Origin of the sequence: Alitiscatomonas aceti (assembly GCF_025567195.1) — a bacterium.
Classification (GTDB): Bacteria; Bacillota; Clostridia; order Lachnospirales; family Lachnospiraceae; genus Alitiscatomonas; species Alitiscatomonas aceti.
The window spans coordinates 34045-50896 of the sequence record NZ_JAOQJF010000023.1 but is presented as its reverse complement, the minus strand read 5'-3'; the positions used below and the strand labels follow the sequence as shown (position 1 = coordinate 50896).

Genomic DNA, 16852 nt, shown 5'->3' with positions numbered 1-16852 from the left:
TTAGGTCCGGCCTGACAGGGACAACTACAAATTTTAAGGATAGGCAGGTGTTGCATTGGCAGCACCTGCCTGTTCCTTTACGCACTTTTCGTGATGTTCATATTCCCAATCACGCCAATATCCGTGTAATGGATTTCCACCGTTTGGCTGGCGTGTTTGGACCACTTCACATCCTTCTCATGCACCACGATTTTCTCAATAAACAGCCGCAGCAACTCCGGCGTCAGCTTCTGAATGTCTGTGTAGCGTTTGGCCCTGGCAATGAAGTTGTCTGCGCCGGACACCGTGGCCTTCAGTTTGGCGACCTCCCGCTCCTTTTGCGGGATGGCAGTTTTCAACTGCTCCTGCTCCGCCACATAACTGGCGGAGAGGGTCTGGAACTGCTCCGTGGTGATGCGGCCCAGTACGCTGTCCTCATACAGTCGCTTGAAGATGGCCTCCAATTCCGCCTCGCGCTTTTTCATCCCTGAAAGTTCCAACTCCTGCCTGCGGATCTCCCGCCGCAGTTCAGCGGACTGCCGGTCACAGATATAGGCGGCGAACTCCTGCGTATGCTCCCGCGCCATCGCCGTCACCCTGCGGATGTCCTCCAGCACAATCTCGTCGAGGACACACTCCCGAATGTAGTGGGCCGTGCAGACCTCAGACCCTGCTTTCTTATAGGTTCGGCAGGTGAAATTGTTTTGCGTTGGTTTCATGGTGCGCGCCCTATGCAGGACCATTGTGGAACCGCAGTCGGCACAGATGACGAGGCCGGAATACTTGTTGAGTTCCTCCATCTTTGTGGGGCGCTTCCGGTTTTGCCGGACCCGCTGGACGATATCCCAAACCTCCCGCGTGATCAGCGCCGGATGGGTCCCCTCAAACACCAGACACTCCTCCCTGGGATGCTGCACATACCGCTTGTCCTTATAGGATTTTGTGGTGAACTTCATGTTGACCGTGTTCCCAAGGTAGGTTTCATTCTCCAGGATGTTGGCGATGGTGCTGTCGGACCAGTTATAGGGCTGGGACAGATCGAGGCAGGTATGGCCGGATCCCAACTTGCGGTAGGTGTAGACCGCCGGACAAAGCACGTTTTCGGCTCTCAACTGTTTAGCAATCTGACTCGGGCCGCGGCCGGCAGCGCAGAGGGCAAAAATGCGACGCACCACAGCGGCGGCCTCCTCATCAACAACGAGTTTGCCCTTGGCATTCTCATCCTTTTTGTAGCCGTAGGGTGCCCGTGTTCCCAGGCGCTCCCCGCGCTGAGCCTTGGCCCGCTGTACCGCCCGGATCTTCCGGCTGGTGTCCCGCACGAACCACTCGTTGAACAGGTTTTTGAAGGGCATCAGGTCGTTGCTCTCGGCGTTTTCCGTGTCCACATTGTCGTTGATGGCGATGTAGCGGACGCCGAACTGCGGGAACCGCTCCTCGATGTACAGCCCTGTGTGCAACTGGTTTCGCCCCAGACGGCTGAGATCCTTGGTGATGATGATCCCGATTTTCCCGTCCTCCATGTCGGACATCATGCGCTGGAAATCCGGTCGGTTGAAACTGGCCCCGGAGTATCCGTCGTCCACATAGAATTGGATGTTGGGAAAGCGGTGGTCAATGGCATACTGCTCTAATATTCTCTTTTGGTTTTGGATGCTGTTGGACTCCCCGTCCAGACCGTCGTCCTGGCTCAGGCGGCAGTACAGGGCGGTGATTTTCCCTTGGTTTGACTGACTCATAAAAGCCTCCTTCTCTCCAGTCAAACCGTCCAGAGTTTGTGTGATGTTACCTCTGACGGGGCGGTTTGTCCACCCCTTTCCGCAACTGTGTGGGAATTTTTGAGATCCATGTCAATGAGCGTTTTGAGTTTGTCCTCCGGCGAGCAGGCGCCGTCCGCGGGGAACACGGAAACCACATGAATCAGCCGTCCGTGGCTCAGCTGGTCGCGCTCGGCCACAACTTTTTCCACCCGGCCGGGCATGGGAATAACTTTGGGCATTGCGTCCCTCCTCTACAAAATGTGAGGGGCCAGGAAACGGCATATCGGGTCCGGCAGCGTTGCCAAACCCGGTCCCGCCTTACGTTTATGCCCGAAAAGAAAAATCCCCTTCATCCACCTCCCGAAAAACAGGGCAAGTGAATACCCATATTAAGAAAAGGCACGAGGTGTTCCATAAAAGGAGCACCTCGCGTTTGGCCTCTTGCGGCATGAGATGGAGGCGTGTATACTAAGCGTAGCCGTTCTCGAAAAAGAGAACACAGAATAGGAGGCACGCCATAATGGAGCAGACATTCGGCAGTTATGTGCGGGAAAAGCGGATGGCCCGCGGACTGTCCCTGCGCGGTTTGGCGGCGAAACTGGAGGTATCCCCGGTCTACATGAGCAACATGGAGAATGACCGAAGGCCGGCTCCCACCAAGGAGAAGATGGACCGCCTCATTGAGATCCTGGGGCTATGCCAGGCAGACACGGAACTGCTGTTGGATCTGGCCGCCAAATCTAAAACGCAACGGGTGTCCGCGGACCTGCCGGAGTACATCATGGAACGGGATATCGTCCGGGCCGCCCTGCGGACAGCCAAGGAAGTGGACGCCACAGACGAGGAATGGCAGGAGTTTATAGACCGCATCACCCAGCGGCAGAAACCGGGAAACTGAAATAGGAGGCAGGCACATGCGGAAGTATTATACCGAGCAGACGATGGAGAGCATCGCCCGGCGTGTGCTGGATGCCTACGATGAGCGCCTCTACCGGGGGCAGCCCCGCGCCATCCCCATCGAGGACCTCATCGAGCGCCACGGACTGACGCTGGAGTTCCAGTACCTCCGCAAAAATGGCCGGATCCTAGGGAAAACCGTTTTTGACACCGGCCTGGAGGCCGTGTACGACATGGAACTGGGCGAGTATACCCTGTTCCCGGTGAAAGCCGGCACGATCCTCATAGATGCCTCGCTGTGTGAAGAAGAAACCAGCACCGGCCGCCTGCGATTTACCGAGGCCCACGAACTGTCCCACTGGATCCTGCACAAGGGGCTGTACACAGGCACCGGGGAGAGCGCGGCGCTGCAGCCTGCCGTCAGGGAAACCAGTATGGAGATCCAGGCGAATATGCTTGGGTCCGCCCTGCTCATGCCCATGCCAATGGTCAAGCGGTGTTTCTACCAAATGCGGTCCGGTCGGGATAATCAGGCCATTGTTCAGGCCATGTCGGAGGTGTTTCAGGTATCCCGCCAGGCCATGCGGATCCGGCTCACCAACCACCATCTGCTGTAAAATTTTTTACTGTGGTGTTCTCAAAATTGAGAACACTTTGGAAGGAGGAACGCCATGCAACAAGTGAAAAGAACCCATGCGGTGCGCTGCCCTGTGTGCGGTAAAGGGCGCGTCATTGATGCCGCAGCCGACGTGGATCCGGGGCGCCTGCACCTCTACGGCCCGGAGCATGCGGACAAGGCGGAGCTGTTCTCCAAATGTCCAAAGTGCGGGCTGCAGATTGGCATCTCCTTTGAAAAGGCAGGACATTCCTAAAAGCAAATAAAATATAGAGTATCGACCTCGTCAAGTGCACCAACCGCCCGCATCAGCAGCGGGATCCACCGTGTTCGGAGCCTTACAGGCAGCAGTTCTGCTGTGCTGTAAGGCTCTTTTTTGCGCTTTTCCGCGGCAGAACAGCGGAAAGGCACGAAATGCGGAACGCCTGGCAGCCCTACATAGCAAAGTACCCGTGATCCCCAACTCAGAAGTTTCCCCTAAAAAATCTGAGATTGGAGATCACGACTATGGAAAAATGGCAGGAAAATCGCAACTACAGAAAAATCAGGGACGAGAATGGAACTGTCATCGCCAACATCATCACCGTGGATGGTAGGGATGTGGCGGTCACAGAGGACGTATTCGCGGCGTATGCCCAGATGGACCGGCGGGAGCGGTATCTCAGCGAGGATCTGCCCACTGGCAAGGTCCTCTCCATGGAACAGCTGGCAGAGGACGGCGTTTTGCCGGACTATGTGGGCGCGGAAACGGCGCCCAGCGCCGAGGACTGCGTCCTTGCACGGGAGTCGGAACGGGAGCGGGAAGAACTGACCAGCCTGCTGCTGGCGGCGCTTATCGCCTTGGAGGACCGGGACAGGCAGCTCATCACCGCGCTGTTTTATGACCGCCTCTCCACCAGAGAATACGCCCGGCGAATCGGCGTGACCCAGCGGGCCGTCATCAAGCGCAGGGACCGGATCCTGCGGGACATGAAAAAATATTTTGAAAAATTTGCGGCGTGAGGGTATTCACCCAGCCCCTTTTTCGGGAGGACAGCGAAAGGGGGAAATACCTCCCCCTTCGCTGCTCCTTGAAAAGTGCATACCAGCAATGCGGGTAACACGCAGCCGTACCCACCCCACAGCGCGCGCCAAGACCCGGCCCCAGCGGCCGGCGAGCGATCCAGCCTGCGGTCGGCCCTGGCAGGCCGGACAAGAGATGGAACGGCTCGAATAATGACACACCAAGCACGGCCTGCGCGTAAGACAGGCGGCGCTGCTCCGGGATTGAAAGCAGTAGAGATCCCGGAAATATGCCCGTGAGGCCCCGGCCAGGGGCCTGCCCGCATTGTTCCCGAACCCATCGGGGGGGCGAGTGCGAATACGATGGGAACACGAAAAAAGATAAAAGGACGGAAGTATCCATGAAGAAATATACCCATGAAAAGGCCCATGAGGAAATCGACTATATTTTTAAAACCCTATTGCCTCAGAGGGGCATGGCGGAGCGGCCGGAACAGATCCGGCTGTGTCACAGCATCCTGGACGCCATGCTGGACGGCAGCATCGCCCTGTGCGACGCGGGGACCGGCATCGGCAAGACCTTCGCCTACCTGACCGCCGGCATCCTGCATGGCAAGTGCCGGGCGGCAGAGGGTAAACCGCAGCGTCCTATCCTGATCTCCACCTCCAGCATCGCGCTGCAGAGCGCCATCCAGAAGGAGTACCTGCCCCTGCTGTCCAGCGTGCTGCTGTCCGAGGGGCTGATCTCCGCGCCCATTGAGGCGGTCATCCGCAAGGGCAAGGCTCACTACGCCTGCGACGCCCGGCTGGAACGGCGGGTCCGTCAGGTGGAGGGCAGCCATAAGAATCCCGCCGCCCGCCAAGCCCTGCACACCGCCTGGCATGTGCTGGATCTGGACCAGCTGTCCGGGATGAGCAGTTATGACCGGGGGCGGATCTGCGTTCCCAAGCGGTGTAATTGCCGGCGGAAGGACTGCCGATACCGCTGTTTCCTGGACGCCTGCCAGAGCGGGCAGTACACGGTTCAGATCTGCAACCACAACCTCCTGCTGGCGGACCTCATCCACCGCAGCCAAAAGAAAAAGCCCCTCCTGCCGGACAGCGCGGCCATCATCATAGACGAGGCCCACAAGCTGCCGGAAACCGCACGGCAGATGTTCGGCGTAACGCTGAATGCCCAGGACTTTGCGGAGCTGATCCGCAGCCTGCATGTGGAGCGGTATGTCCTCGCGGCGGAACTGCTGTCCGAGGCCGTGGAGCCGCTGGCGGAGAAACTGTCGCTCCCGGTGGAGGAAGGGGCCGGATTTGACGCCTACCAGATGTTCCTGGAGCGGCCGCATCAGGTCCTGACGGTGATCTGCCGGCAGCTGGAGGGCCTGCTGACCAGGGAAACCTGGCGCCTGCTGTCCGCCGTCGCCTCCACAGTATCCCTCTTTTACCTGGGGAATCCCGAGATGATCTTCTACGCGGCAGACGACGACCACGGCGGGGCCATGCTGTGCGGCACGGTGTCGGAACTGGCCGCGCAGCTCCAGGCCACGCTCTGGCGGCAGGAACAGCCCATTGTCCTGACCTCCGGCACCCTTGCCGTTGGGAAGGATTTCAGCCGGTTCCGCACCGCCGCCGGCCTGACAGGGGAACGGCCCGTGACGGAAACTGTGTGTCCGTCACCCTTTGACTATCAGCACAACTGCCTCCTCTATCTTCCCCCGGACCCGATCCCGCTGGACGCGGCGGACTACTACGACCGGCTGGCCGCACAGATCCGGCAGCTGGCGGCGGCATCCCACGGCCACGCCCTGGTGCTGTTCACTTCCTACTTCGCCATGTCGGCGGTCAAGGAACGGCTGCAGGCCGCGGCGCTGCCCTTCCCTGTATTTACGATGGGCAAACGCCCGGCCCTCACCCTGGCGGCATTTCGCGCCGCTCCCGGCAGTATCCTGCTGGCCACCGGCGCGGCGTGGGAGGGGCTGGACTTCGCTGGCGACGGCGTGTCCATGCTCATCATCCCATGCCTGCCCTTCGCCTACCCGGACGCTGTAAAAGAAAAAGAGCGGGAGGACTACCCGAACCTGCGGGAGTTCCTGCGCTCCGTCGTTGTCCCGGAAATGCAGATCAAACTGCGGCAGGGCTTTGGCCGGGCCATCCGCACAGAAACGGACACCTGCGTTGTCGCTGTGCTGGATCCCCGCGCCGCCCGCGGCCGGAGATATTTCCAGAGCATGGCAGAGGCCCTGCCGGGGATGCCGGTGACGGGCAGCCTGCGGGCCGTGGAACATTTCTACCGTGCCCACAAGGACGCCGGCTATTTCCGGCTCCCCAACGCAGGATGAAATTGTTGCCTTTGCTGCGTCTGTTCGCCATTCCTTGGTGGTGTTGGTAATGGCTTTCGTGATGCTTTCCGGCTATACTTGCGTTGCAAATCAAGAAAAGGAGGCAGTCAGACATGGAGCAGACCAAGGGCCTCTCATGCCAAATCCCGGAATCCCTGCATGCCAGGGTGACGGCGGAGCGCGTCGCGGCAAACCAGTCCCTCAGCGAGTACATCACGGGACTACTTACCAACTACTATGAAAATGGAGGAAAAAAAGACATGGCACAGACAAGGACAATGGCATTTCAAATCAGTGAGGACCTGTTCCAGCGGATCAAGGACTATCTGGCCCACGAGAATGAGCGCCAGGGCCGGAAAGTGACCCAGAAGGAGTTCGTGATTGGGCTGATCGAGGACGCTCTGGAGCGGTGGGAGCAGGAAACAGCGGATGCCGATCCCGGCGCACCAACTGACACGCTGGATCCCATAGATGAGCCGGCAGACAGCGCCCCGTCCTGGGAGGCTGAAGAAACGGAAGGAGGAGCCAAGAATGTGGCAGAATGAACTGGAGGCCATGATTGCGGCCGGCGGAGCGCCCTGCAGGGCTTGCGGCCAGCGGATGCTGAAAGCGGACGGCTGCACCTGGACCCATGTGAAATGCGGCAACCGGTACTACCGCCGCATTAAGTACGGCGAGGATGGCATGGCGCATGGCGATGCCCGCTGCCACGATTGCGGCGCCAGGCCTGGGCATTACCACCATGTGGGGTGTGATGCGGAGCGGTGCCCGGTGTGCGGAGGGCAGCTCATCAGCTGCGACTGCGACATCTCCGAGTATGTGGAGCGGCCACCCAGGAAGAGAACAACCGAGTAAATCAGGATCCCAGAACCGCCCGGAGCGCCCGACAGGGACGTTCCGGGCGGTCTGTTTCACAAGAGAACCGGAGGTGAGAAAACGTCGGAACAGAGAGCCAATCGTTTCACAGAACAGGAGTTGGAGATTGCCCGTGGGACGGACCTGCCGGACCTGCTGGCGTCTCTCGGCTACACCGTGACGCGGATAGGCCGCTACTACTCCACCAAGGAGATGGACAGCCTGCGGATCAAGAACCGCCGCACCTGGTATCGCTACTCCGAGAGAGTGGGCGGGGATGCCATCACCTTCCTACAGCATTTTTGCGGCAGAAGTTTCCCGGAGGCGGTGGAGGATCTGCTGGCATTCCACGGCCGCGCCAGGGACGCCCCCGCGGAGCGGAGCAGGCAAACTGAGCAGGCGCCGGAACCGCCGAAACCGTTTGCATTGCCGCCCAGGCACACCGATGCCCGCCGAGTGTACGCCTACCTGAAAAAGCGCGGGGTTTCTCCCCAGATTATTCGGAGTTTTATTTCCGCAGGACTGCTGTATGAGGACTCCGAGCATCACAACTGCGTGTTCGTAGGGTATGACAGGGACGGCAAGGCTGCCTTCGCCAGCCTGCGGGGCACCTACGACCGGGACGGCAGCGGTTTCAAGGGCGACGCCGCCGGCAGCGACAAATCCATCGGTTTCCGACTGCCGTATGCCCCGGACAGCAGGACCGTGTATGTGTTCGAGGCACCTATCGACCTCATGAGTTACTGCACTTTGCACCGGGAGTTCCACAGCAATGCACTTGCCCTGTGCTGCCTGGATGACCGCGCCCTGTCGGTGTTTCTTCGGGAGCATCCCACAGTGCGGAAGGTTGTCCTGTGCCTGGATCACGACCGCCCCGGCCAGGAGGCCGCGGAGCGCATGGGCCGGAAATACGCGGCGGAGGGATATGTCGTGCAGACGCTGTCCCCTCCCTCCCGGAAGGACTGGAACGCCTATCTGACCTTTGTGCAGCAGTTCCGGGAAAGGGGGCGGTGACCAAGTAAACGAAAATAAAAACCTGAACCAGCAATTTCTACACAAAAGGAGGAAAGAACGCTTGAAAAGCAAGACAACCAGGCATGGCCTGAAGCGCATGACGGCCCTGCTGCTGGCCGTGGTTCTGTGCGTCGGCATGGTGCCCACCGCCTTTGCCGCCCAGCAGGACAGTTACCACGACCCCGCTGAGAACTGGCAGGAGGCCAACAACCGCACCAACGAACTGGACGCCAACGCCACCGTGACCCACGAAACCTTTAACTGCAAAGTCTGCAAGCAGCAGACTTCCTTTATCGTGTTCCGCACCCCGGAATATACCAGGGATGGCCAGACGGCCATGAGCCGGAATGTGAAATACTCGGACGGCACCTTTGTAGATGGTTCCGGCAAGGGTTCCATTCTGGACGGCGTACCGGGACAGGACGCCTATTACACGGCTTATCACTGGACCAAAGCCGTGTGTGAAACCTGCGGCAGCATCAACACCAACATGGCCAAGACGGACTACGGCTACCTGAAGAACGTCTATTGGCTCTACGATTGCGCGAACAATTTTTTCGAGGAACTGCCGGAAACCCAGACCATTGAGCAAGCGGACAGCGAGTATCACCGCGTCATCACCACCAGCGGCGAATACTGCGGGTTCTGCTACGGCACATTCAAGGAGGAAAATTCCACGTTGGAGCGTCACCACATGGAGAATGCCATCCGGCCCGAGTTGGCCCATGACCGCTTTGTGGAGATGGATACCTGCGCCGACTGCGGCTATGCTGAAACTTCCTACACCGCCGCCAAGGCCGTCATTGCGGACTACTTCGGCGTGGTGGACGGCCAGCCCCACACCGTCACCGTGTCGGACTTGTCCGAGGCCGGCGTGACCACCGCTATCCGCTACGGCCACAGCGCAGATGCCTGCACCCTGACCAGCGCACCCAACTACACCGAGGCGGGGGATTACCCGGTTTACTACGAGATCACCTACACCTACCACGACACGGACATGGTGGAGGACGGTGTGGCGTATGTCCATCTCAGGGATGAAACCACCACCGAGGACGGCTCCTGCTCCTGCGGCTGCGGCAATCCTGACTGCGGCTGCCAGGATCCGGACTGTGACGGCTGCTGCTGTGACGACAAGGGCTGCGGCGAGAACCACAACTGGACACTGCTGGATAGCGTAGACCCCACCTGCCTGACCCTGGGCTATGACCGCTATCTGTGCGTGGACTGCGGCATGATTGAAAAGCGGGACTATGAGGCCGCGCTGGGCCACGCCTATCAGAGTGTGGTCATCCGGGACGCCACCTGTGAAGTCCCCGGTAAGACCATTGACATCTGTGAGCGGTGCGGCAATGTGAAAGAAACCGACCTGCCTCAGACCGAGCATGAGTTCTCCACCACCGTCATTCCGGCAACCTGTACCAGCCCTGGCTACACCCTGCGGGAGTGTACCGTCTGTGGGGAGCGCCACATCGAGGACATCACCGCCGCGCTGCCTCACAACTATGTAAGCAAGACCACCCCGGCCACCTGTGAGGGCGGCGGGCGCACCCTCCATATCTGCGAGGGCTGCGGCAGTTCGTTCATCACCGACTACACCGACCCGCTGGGGCATAGTTGGGACGAAGGCAAGGAGATCACCGGGGCCACCTGCACCGGCGAGGGCATGACCGAGTACACCTGCGTCCGCTGCGGAGCCACCCGTCTGGAGGGCGACGAGGCCGCGGGCCATATCCCCGGCGACCCGGCCACCTGCACCGATCCTCAACTCTGCACCCGCTGCGGCGCCGTCATTGAGAACGCTTTGGGCCATGACTATGCCGAGGAAGTGACCGAGCCGACCTGCACCGAGATGGGCTACACCACCTATACCTGCACCCGCTGCGGCGACGCCTACAAGGGCGACTACACCGAGGCGGCAGGCCATAAGCCCGGCGACTGGATCATCGACAAGGAGCCTACCACCGACAGCGAGGGCAGCAAGCACAGGGAGTGCGAGGTCTGCGGTGAGAAGTTAGAGGAAGAAACCATTGAGAAGATCTACAATCAGGCCACTACGGACAGTAAGGGCGAGGCCGTTGTGGGCGGCTATCTGGTAATTGTCACGGATACCGACACTAAAGACCCCGTTTCCAATGCTATTGTCACTCTCCATGCGGACGATACCCTGTCCATCCGTCTCCCCAATTCCCGCCAGCTGGACTATGCCGACCAGACTACCGTGACTGTCCTGCTCACCAAGGATAAGAGCGCCGTGGAGGGTATGTTCGTTACTATGACTGACAAGCACGATAACTACTGTGCCGGTAACACTGACAGCAATGGGCAGGTCACTGTTCCCGGCACCAGCGGCAAGACCAATGAGGACGGCAATACCACCGTTGGCTGGGAGGACGAGGACGGCGACCGCTGGACACTGACCGTCACTGTAGAGGACTACGAAACCGGACGCCCCATCGAGGACGCGGAAGTATCCATCGGCAAGGGCGGCAATATTACCGTCACCCTGCCGGACGGAACCGATATGGATGAGGATAACCGCATCACCGTCACGGTCACGGACAATGAGCGCGACCCCCAGGAGGGTGTGACGGTTATCGTCAAGGGTGATCTGGGCCAGAGTGAGCGCGGAGAAACCGACGAGGACGGCAAACTCACCGTCCCCGCTGTCACAGAAACTGAGTACCACGGGGCCTATATCTATGGCTACACAGACGGCACCTTTGGCCCGGAGCGCAGCATGAGCCGGAGCGAGGCCGCAGCCATCTTTGCCCGCCTGCTCTCTGACCGGCTGGACGAGCGCATCCCCAGCGGAAATAATGTGAAGTTCAAGGATATTGACCCGGATATGTGGTATGCGGGCTATGTGGAATATCTCACTGGCTACGGCGTGGCCGTGGGCTACAATGACCGCACCTACCGGGGTGATAAGGCCATCACCCGCGCCGAGTTTACCGCTATGGCGGCGCGGTTCTTTGATGTGTACGGCGATGGAGCCGAGGAAATCATGGAGCAGTACGAGGGCTTTGACGATGTGAGCGACGGCTACTGGGCTGCTGAGTATATCAAGGACGCCGCCATCCACGGCTGGGTAGAGGGCTACGGCGACGGCACCTTCCGGGCCGACGATCCCATTGACCGGGCGGAAGTCGTCACCATTGTCAACCGCCTGCTGGGCCGCGAGGCTGACGAGGACTATATTGCCGATAATCACCGCCGTCTGGTGATGTTCCCCGACGTGTCCTCCCGCCATTGGGCCTACTACAACGTGCTGGAGGCCGCCAACGCCCACACCGCCATCCTCACCGCCCCTGAAACCTGGGACAAGTGATCCAACCGCTGTGCCGCGGCCCCACTGTGGGCCGCGGCGCTTTTATCCCACAATTCACTCTACATTAAATAAAGAAGGAGAAATGCACCTATGCTGAAGATCGTAGCAATCGGAAACCTGACAAACGATGTGGAACTGAAGGTCCATGAGGCCACCGGCAAGCCCTATGCCATCCTGCGGATCGCCTCGGACCGCCGCTACCGGGACAAGGACGGCAACCGCCTGACGGATTTCATCTCCATTAAGGTCCGCGGCCCGCTGGCGGAACGCTGCGCGGAGTTTGCATGGAAGGGCTGCAAGTTGGCCGCCTCCGGCGACTTTGAAACCATCACCTTCGCGGACGAGCCGGAGCGTCAGCCCGGTTTCCTCATCAAAGCCACGGAGGTGGAGTTCCTGTCTCCCCGCCGCGTGGAGGAAAGCGCCGTGTCCATGCCTGCGGACGGTATGGATGAGGCTGCGGCCTGAGCGCCATGCGTAATACAGGCATTGAATACACCAGTGCGGAACGCACCCCCACCATTCTACCGGAACTGGCGGAACTGCTCCCCCCTCTCAGCGGGGAGCAGCTTGCCGCGCTGGAGAAGGACATCCTGCAAAACGGCTGCTATGCGCCCATCATTGTCAATGAGGATCTGGTCGTCGTAGACGGCCACAACCGGCAGCAGATCTGCACCCGGCACGACCTGCCCTACAAGATGGCGGTGTTTGCCTTTGACGATCTGCTGGAGGCCAAGCAGTGGGCGCTGGATACCCAGAAGGGCCGCCGCAACCTGGACAAATGGGAGTTGGGCAAGATCGCCCTGAAACTGCGGCCGGAGATCGAGGCCAGGGCAAAGGCCAACCAGGGTGCCCGTACAGACCTTTCGGCAACATTGCCGGAAGGTTCCGCACCTGTGGACACCCGCAAAAAATTGGCTGCATCCGTTGGCCTCGGAGAGCGCACGATGGGCAAGGTGATGCAGATCGACGAACACGCCCCCGCCGCCGTGAAGGAGGCCCTGGATAAAAAGGAACTGTCCGTCAACCAAGGGTATCAGATCACCCGGCAGGTACAGGATCTGCCGGAGGACGAGCAGGGGCAGGCGGCATTGGACCTGGTGGAGCTGGAAAAAGCGAAAAAGGAGATCCGGGAGAAGGATGCGGAGATCGACCGCCAGAGCAAGATCGCCGGCGTGTTCTGCAAGGCTTATGAAAAGGCCGTTCTGCTGACGCCCACAGAGGAAAATGTGCGCATCTGGGTCAAATGCACCCGCATGACTAAGGAAGAAATGGAGGATACCATCCAGGAGTCCCATGAGTTGGCCGGGGTGTTTACCTCCATTGCCGGCCTCATGGAACACCTCCTGCCGGAAAGGGGGACGCTATGAATGAGATGAGTGTGCGAACATGGCAGGAGCGGTTCCGTGCCGGGGATTTCAGCAGCCGGGACCGTGCTGTGCAGTGCGAGGCCGGCTGGTATGACTGGTTTTGCCGGGACGACGCCCTGGCCGGACGCCTGAAGAAGATCTCCAGCGTGGTGCTGGGGATCACGGACCCCTTCATTCTGGACAACTACTATGTGTGGTTCAAGAACAACTGCCCGCTGGAGGGACCGCTTTATGACGACGTCCGGTTTGAGCCTCTCACCGGGGAGCGCGACGGGAAATATTTTCTTGTTGCCCTGGACAGCCACCACGAACTGATCAAGTGGACGCTGTACACAGAGCGGTATGGCTATGACGCGCCGGAGTTTTGCTGCGGGAATGTGCGGGAGATGACCGCCTATATCAACGCCATGGCGCCGGAACTGGCCCAGGGGATCCAGCCTCGCTTCGTGCTGGAGAAAGCGGCTGTGGGGGAATATGTCCGGCAGCATGAAGGGAAAGCCGCCTACAGCATCCGGCGGGAGGGGGATCACCTGTTCGCCTACCAATCCTCCCGCGACTGGAAATATCGGACTGTCGCGGTTTCGGACTCTCCGGAGAATGTTCCCCAGGGCTTTCCCGCGGAGCGGGCCGAACAGCACGGCATGCTCTATGTTTTCCCAAGCAAGGCCCCCGCTCTGGACAGGGCCGACTATGTGGTGCGGCGCGCACAGCGCAGGAAGGAGCAGACGCGATGACCAGGAGATCCCACGGCCGCCCCGCGCTGCCGCCCGACGCCAAGGATGAGATCCTCCATGTGCTGTTTGCCAACATGGAGATCAGCGGCGACGAGATCGCGGCCATTTTGAAAAAACACCATGTCTCCTGCGACGCCGACGTCCTGCAGGACCGCTACCGCAGGCAGCTGGGCCAGCGCCTCATGGCCAGCCTCCGGGATGCCTCTGGTGAGCGCGAGGTCCTGTCCAATGGGAAGGGGCGGTATGTTGTGCTGGAGTGCTGCAGGGATCGCCAACAGCTCGCGGCCATCCGCCGCCGCATTCAAAATCAGGCGCATGGCCTGAACGCTTCCGCCGGCAAGGTGAGATCCCGCATCGCTGTGCTGGATCGCCTGATCGCCCGGCTCAGAAAGGCGGCGTGACATGAAGATCAAGGATCTGATCGCCGCGGTCCGGGACTACCCCGCTCTGCGGCAGGCGTTGGAGGAATCCAACACTGAATTGGACCTCAGCCGGATGGAATGCGCGCAACTGCAGAGCAAGATCAATGAACTGGAACCGCTCGTCGATGAATACTACCAGGAGAGCTGCGGTAAGGAATATGCCGCCAATCAGGAGCGCCAGAAAGTGGAAACACTGAAGAAAGCCCTTGCGTCCTTTTGCCCGGCCCTGGACAGCACGGAGCAGCTCCGGCGGTTCTATGACACCATCGCCCCGGATTTTGATGATGGTGGTTTCCGCCTCTACGACGCCGCCCTGGCGATCTCCGGCTATCCCAATCTCCCCGGCGAGTTCCCCTATGAGGACAACCGCGGTGTCTTTGATGAGGCGGACGGTCATCAACTGCTGAAGTACCTGACCGCCCTGCACTTCCATGCCGTTCGGTGGGAGGTCGTGCCGGGGACACCTTATGAAAAGGCTGTCCTGTTGGATGTGGACACCGCCACCCCGGAGTACCGGGCCTTTGAAAAGCAGCTCTATACGCAGGCCCTGCGTGACTTAGGTTTTCAGGGCCTTCTGCCCCAGGAGCAGGAACGGCGGATCGGCAAGCAAAAAGAAAAACGGAAGGAAGGTGCTGAGCGATAGAACAGAAACCTGACAATGGGATGAGCAAGGATGCCTTCTGGGCGCTGATTCAGGAGGCAAAAACCGCCTGCGGCCAGGATCTGAACGCTATGGAGGACTACCTGCGGGAGCAGCTTGTGTCTATGGGGCCTGCCGCGGCGAAAAATTTCCATGACATTCTGCAAACCTATGAGGATCTGGCGGACCAATACGGCCTGTGGGACGCCGTCAGCGTGATCAAGGAGTATGGCTGTTCGGATGACGGTTTTATCGACTTCCGCGCCTGGCTGATCGCCCAGGGCAAAGAGGTGTACATGAATGCGCTGAGGGATCCCGACACGCTGGCGGATATAGAGCCATACGGCGATTGCTGTTTCGAGTGCCTGTCCTATGTGGGCGATTACGCCTATGAGCAGCTCACCGGCCGCAGCGCCTACGACGAGATGGAACCAGACAGGATCGAGAAGATGCGGGACGAGCTAAAAAAGGATATCGTCTACAAAGACGGCATCCAATACCCCAGGGAGCCGAAGGACCTGCCACGGTTCCTACCCCGGCTGTGCGAAAAATACGGCGGGCCGGAGCGTTTCCTGGCGGCGCCATCCACATGGAATTACGACCTCCATGAGATCCGCCGGCTGCTGGACGAGGGCAAGGTCCAGGACATGGCTACCAAAAAAGAGAAAGGGGGCGGCGCTCGGTGAGCGAGGGATACGTCATCGGCGTGGACCACGGTTACGCAGCCATGAAAACTGTCCACGGTTCCTTCCCCTCGGGGCTGGTGGCCTATGAGCACGAGCCGTACACCCAGAAGAATGTGTTGGAATACGGCGGTACGTACTATGTGGTAGGCAGCGGCAGGCAGCCTCTGCAGAAAGACAAGACCCGGACGGAGGACTACTATCTGCTGACCCTGGCAGCCATCGCCAGGGAACTGGACTGCCGCAATGCCGAGCGCACCTGCTCCGTCATTCTGGCTGCCGGCCTGCCCCTGACCAGTTTTGGCCGGGACAAGAAGAAGTTCCGTGCCTATCTGCTGCGGGACGGCAAACCGGTGCCCTTCCGCTATGAGGGCCGGGACTATACCGTCACCGTCCGGGATGTGAAACTGTTCCCCCAGGGCTATGCCGCTGTGCTGACCCAGACGGAGCTGCTGGATGAACCGTCCGTCATCGTGGCGGACATCGGTGGCTGGACAGTGGACCTGATGCGCTTGGACAACCGCCTCCCCAATGCCGCCACCTGCCGCAGCTTGGAGTGGGGCATGATCCGCTGCATCGATGAGATCAGCGAACAGGTGCGACGCGTCCTGGGTCTTTCTCTGACAACGGCGCAGATCGAGTGCGTCCTGCGGGGTGATGCCAGCAGCCTCCCGGACGAGGCGAAAGGAATCATCCATGCCCAGGCGGACCTGTATGTGCAGAACCTGCTCTCCACCATCACGGAGTGCGGCCTGGACACCCGCGCCATGCCTACTATTTTTATAGGCGGCGGAGCGGCGCTCATGAAGCGGCGTGTTTCGGCCACAAACGGCCTGTGTCGGCCCGTGATCCTCGATGATGTATCCCTGAACGCCAAGGGCTATGAACGGCTTGTACGGCAGATGTCGGGGAGCGGCGCCCATGCCTGAAAAGCGACGGCTCAGTCTTTCCTTCTCCCTGACTCAGCGGGAGCAGCGGAACGCATGGGAGCGCCTGTCCGCCGTTGCGCCCGGACAGCGCATGGACGCCGTGTGCAGGATGATCAACGGCTATATGGAACAACAGGAACTGCTGGAGGCCATTCGCGGCGCTATCCGGGAGGAACTGGCAGGCGTTTCCTTCCCAAAGACCACTACGCAGCAGGAGCAGGCCGGGGCCGTCGATGAGGACGTCCTCGGCTTTCTCCGTGCGCTGCAGGAGGGAGATGATACCATCTGATTCG

The 16852-nt window shown here is 60.0% G+C and carries 19 protein-coding genes; 17 read left to right on the top strand and 2 right to left on the bottom strand.

Annotated elements, in window-relative coordinates; genetic code table 11:
* Window positions 1–77: 77 nt before the first annotated feature.
* Entirely contained in the window at window positions 78–1715 is a 1638-nt protein-coding gene (locus OCV69_RS11455; RefSeq protein WP_009258891.1) for a recombinase family protein, read from the bottom strand.
* Between the two features lie 20 nt (window positions 1716–1735).
* The gene (locus tag OCV69_RS11450) at window positions 1736–1975 is read right to left on the bottom strand and encodes a hypothetical protein (protein WP_009258892.1); all 240 of its coding nucleotides are present in this window, start codon (window positions 1973–1975) and stop codon (window positions 1736–1738) included.
* 281 nt (window positions 1976–2256) lie between these two features.
* Here OCV69_RS11450 and OCV69_RS11445 point away from each other — a divergent pair, with 281 nt between their 5' ends.
* The 17 genes from OCV69_RS11445 (at window position 2257) to OCV69_RS11365 (ending at window position 16848) form a co-directional block, all read left to right on the top strand.
* Window positions 2257–2634 (top strand): helix-turn-helix domain-containing protein, encoded by a 378-nt coding sequence (locus OCV69_RS11445; RefSeq protein ID WP_009258893.1) that lies wholly within the window; start codon window positions 2257–2259, stop codon window positions 2632–2634.
* Window positions 2635–2650: 16 nt separating this feature from the next.
* Complete coding sequence (locus tag OCV69_RS11440; RefSeq protein ID WP_009258894.1) at window positions 2651–3250, top strand: ImmA/IrrE family metallo-endopeptidase; 600 nt, start codon at window positions 2651–2653, stop codon at window positions 3248–3250.
* Between the two features lie 54 nt (window positions 3251–3304).
* Complete coding sequence (locus tag OCV69_RS11435) at window positions 3305–3505, top strand: hypothetical protein (protein ID WP_009258895.1); 201 nt, start codon at window positions 3305–3307, stop codon at window positions 3503–3505.
* 251 nt (window positions 3506–3756) lie between these two features.
* Entirely contained in the window at window positions 3757–4251 is a 495-nt protein-coding gene (locus OCV69_RS11430; protein WP_009258896.1) for an AsnC family protein, read from the top strand.
* A 296-nt stretch (window positions 4252–4547) separates the two neighbouring features.
* Complete coding sequence (locus OCV69_RS11425; RefSeq protein ID WP_262563104.1) at window positions 4548–6584, top strand: ATP-dependent DNA helicase; 2037 nt, start codon at window positions 4548–4550, stop codon at window positions 6582–6584.
* 113 nt (window positions 6585–6697) lie between these two features.
* Window positions 6698–7129 (top strand): hypothetical protein, encoded by a 432-nt coding sequence (locus OCV69_RS11420; protein WP_070103425.1) that lies wholly within the window; start codon window positions 6698–6700, stop codon window positions 7127–7129.
* A complete protein-coding gene (locus OCV69_RS11415) occupies window positions 7116–7439 on the top strand; it encodes a hypothetical protein (protein ID WP_154040042.1) in 324 nt (107 codons plus the stop codon). The genes OCV69_RS11420 and OCV69_RS11415 overlap by 14 nt, the downstream gene beginning before the upstream one ends.
* A gap of 120 nt (window positions 7440–7559) precedes the next feature.
* Window positions 7560–8453 carry a DUF3991 and toprim domain-containing protein gene (locus OCV69_RS11410; protein ID WP_148337871.1) on the top strand — a complete coding sequence of 298 codons (894 nt, stop codon included), beginning with the start codon at window positions 7560–7562 and terminating at the stop codon, window positions 8451–8453.
* A 61-nt stretch (window positions 8454–8514) separates the two neighbouring features.
* The gene (locus OCV69_RS11405) at window positions 8515–11784 is read left to right on the top strand and encodes an S-layer homology domain-containing protein (RefSeq protein WP_226928278.1); all 3270 of its coding nucleotides are present in this window, start codon (window positions 8515–8517) and stop codon (window positions 11782–11784) included.
* Between the two features lie 90 nt (window positions 11785–11874).
* Window positions 11875–12249 carry a single-stranded DNA-binding protein gene (locus tag OCV69_RS11400; protein WP_009258902.1) on the top strand — a complete coding sequence of 125 codons (375 nt, stop codon included), beginning with the start codon at window positions 11875–11877 and terminating at the stop codon, window positions 12247–12249.
* A 5-nt stretch (window positions 12250–12254) separates the two neighbouring features.
* Window positions 12255–13151 (top strand): ParB N-terminal domain-containing protein, encoded by an 897-nt coding sequence (locus OCV69_RS11395; RefSeq protein WP_009258903.1) that lies wholly within the window; start codon window positions 12255–12257, stop codon window positions 13149–13151.
* On the top strand, window positions 13148–13885 hold the full coding sequence (locus OCV69_RS11390; protein ID WP_009258904.1) for a hypothetical protein: 738 nt from the start codon (window positions 13148–13150) through the stop codon (window positions 13883–13885). The genes OCV69_RS11395 and OCV69_RS11390 overlap by 4 nt, the downstream gene beginning before the upstream one ends.
* Window positions 13882–14286 carry a hypothetical protein gene (locus OCV69_RS11385; protein WP_009258905.1) on the top strand — a complete coding sequence of 135 codons (405 nt, stop codon included), beginning with the start codon at window positions 13882–13884 and terminating at the stop codon, window positions 14284–14286. Before OCV69_RS11390 ends, OCV69_RS11385 begins: the two co-directional genes overlap by 4 nt.
* Before the next feature lies 1 nt (window position 14287).
* Complete coding sequence (locus tag OCV69_RS11380; protein WP_187333578.1) at window positions 14288–14950, top strand: hypothetical protein; 663 nt, start codon at window positions 14288–14290, stop codon at window positions 14948–14950.
* Between the two features lie 20 nt (window positions 14951–14970).
* A complete protein-coding gene (locus OCV69_RS11375; protein ID WP_009258907.1) occupies window positions 14971–15633 on the top strand; it encodes a DUF4240 domain-containing protein in 663 nt (220 codons plus the stop codon).
* Window positions 15630–16559, top strand: a complete 930-nt coding sequence (locus OCV69_RS11370; protein ID WP_009258908.1) for a ParM/StbA family protein — start codon at window positions 15630–15632, stop codon at window positions 16557–16559. The genes OCV69_RS11375 and OCV69_RS11370 overlap by 4 nt, the downstream gene beginning before the upstream one ends.
* Window positions 16552–16848 carry a hypothetical protein gene (locus OCV69_RS11365; RefSeq protein WP_009258909.1) on the top strand — a complete coding sequence of 99 codons (297 nt, stop codon included), beginning with the start codon at window positions 16552–16554 and terminating at the stop codon, window positions 16846–16848. Before OCV69_RS11370 ends, OCV69_RS11365 begins: the two co-directional genes overlap by 8 nt.
* Window positions 16849–16852: the final 4 nt, after the last annotated feature.

Coding starts and splice junctions, on each gene's coding strand:
- OCV69_RS11455 (WP_009258891.1), bottom strand. CDS start 1,715: ATGAGTCAGTCAAACCAAGGGAAAATCACCGCCCTGTACTGCCGCCTG.
- OCV69_RS11450 (WP_009258892.1), bottom strand. CDS start 1,975: ATGCCCAAAGTTATTCCCATGCCCGGCCGGGTGGAAAAAGTTGTGGCC.
- OCV69_RS11445 (WP_009258893.1), top strand. CDS start 2,257: ATGGAGCAGACATTCGGCAGTTATGTGCGGGAAAAGCGGATGGCCCGC.
- OCV69_RS11440 (WP_009258894.1), top strand. CDS start 2,651: ATGCGGAAGTATTATACCGAGCAGACGATGGAGAGCATCGCCCGGCGT.
- OCV69_RS11435 (WP_009258895.1), top strand. CDS start 3,305: ATGCAACAAGTGAAAAGAACCCATGCGGTGCGCTGCCCTGTGTGCGGT.
- OCV69_RS11430 (WP_009258896.1), top strand. CDS start 3,757: ATGGAAAAATGGCAGGAAAATCGCAACTACAGAAAAATCAGGGACGAG.
- OCV69_RS11420 (WP_070103425.1), top strand. CDS start 6,698: ATGGAGCAGACCAAGGGCCTCTCATGCCAAATCCCGGAATCCCTGCAT.
- OCV69_RS11415 (WP_154040042.1), top strand. CDS start 7,116: ATGTGGCAGAATGAACTGGAGGCCATGATTGCGGCCGGCGGAGCGCCC.
- OCV69_RS11400 (WP_009258902.1), top strand. CDS start 11,875: ATGCTGAAGATCGTAGCAATCGGAAACCTGACAAACGATGTGGAACTG.
- OCV69_RS11395 (WP_009258903.1), top strand. CDS start 12,255: ATGCGTAATACAGGCATTGAATACACCAGTGCGGAACGCACCCCCACC.
- OCV69_RS11390 (WP_009258904.1), top strand. CDS start 13,148: ATGAATGAGATGAGTGTGCGAACATGGCAGGAGCGGTTCCGTGCCGGG.
- OCV69_RS11385 (WP_009258905.1), top strand. CDS start 13,882: ATGACCAGGAGATCCCACGGCCGCCCCGCGCTGCCGCCCGACGCCAAG.
- OCV69_RS11380 (WP_187333578.1), top strand. CDS start 14,288: ATGAAGATCAAGGATCTGATCGCCGCGGTCCGGGACTACCCCGCTCTG.
- OCV69_RS11375 (WP_009258907.1), top strand. CDS start 14,971: ATGAGCAAGGATGCCTTCTGGGCGCTGATTCAGGAGGCAAAAACCGCC.
- OCV69_RS11365 (WP_009258909.1), top strand. CDS start 16,552: ATGCCTGAAAAGCGACGGCTCAGTCTTTCCTTCTCCCTGACTCAGCGG.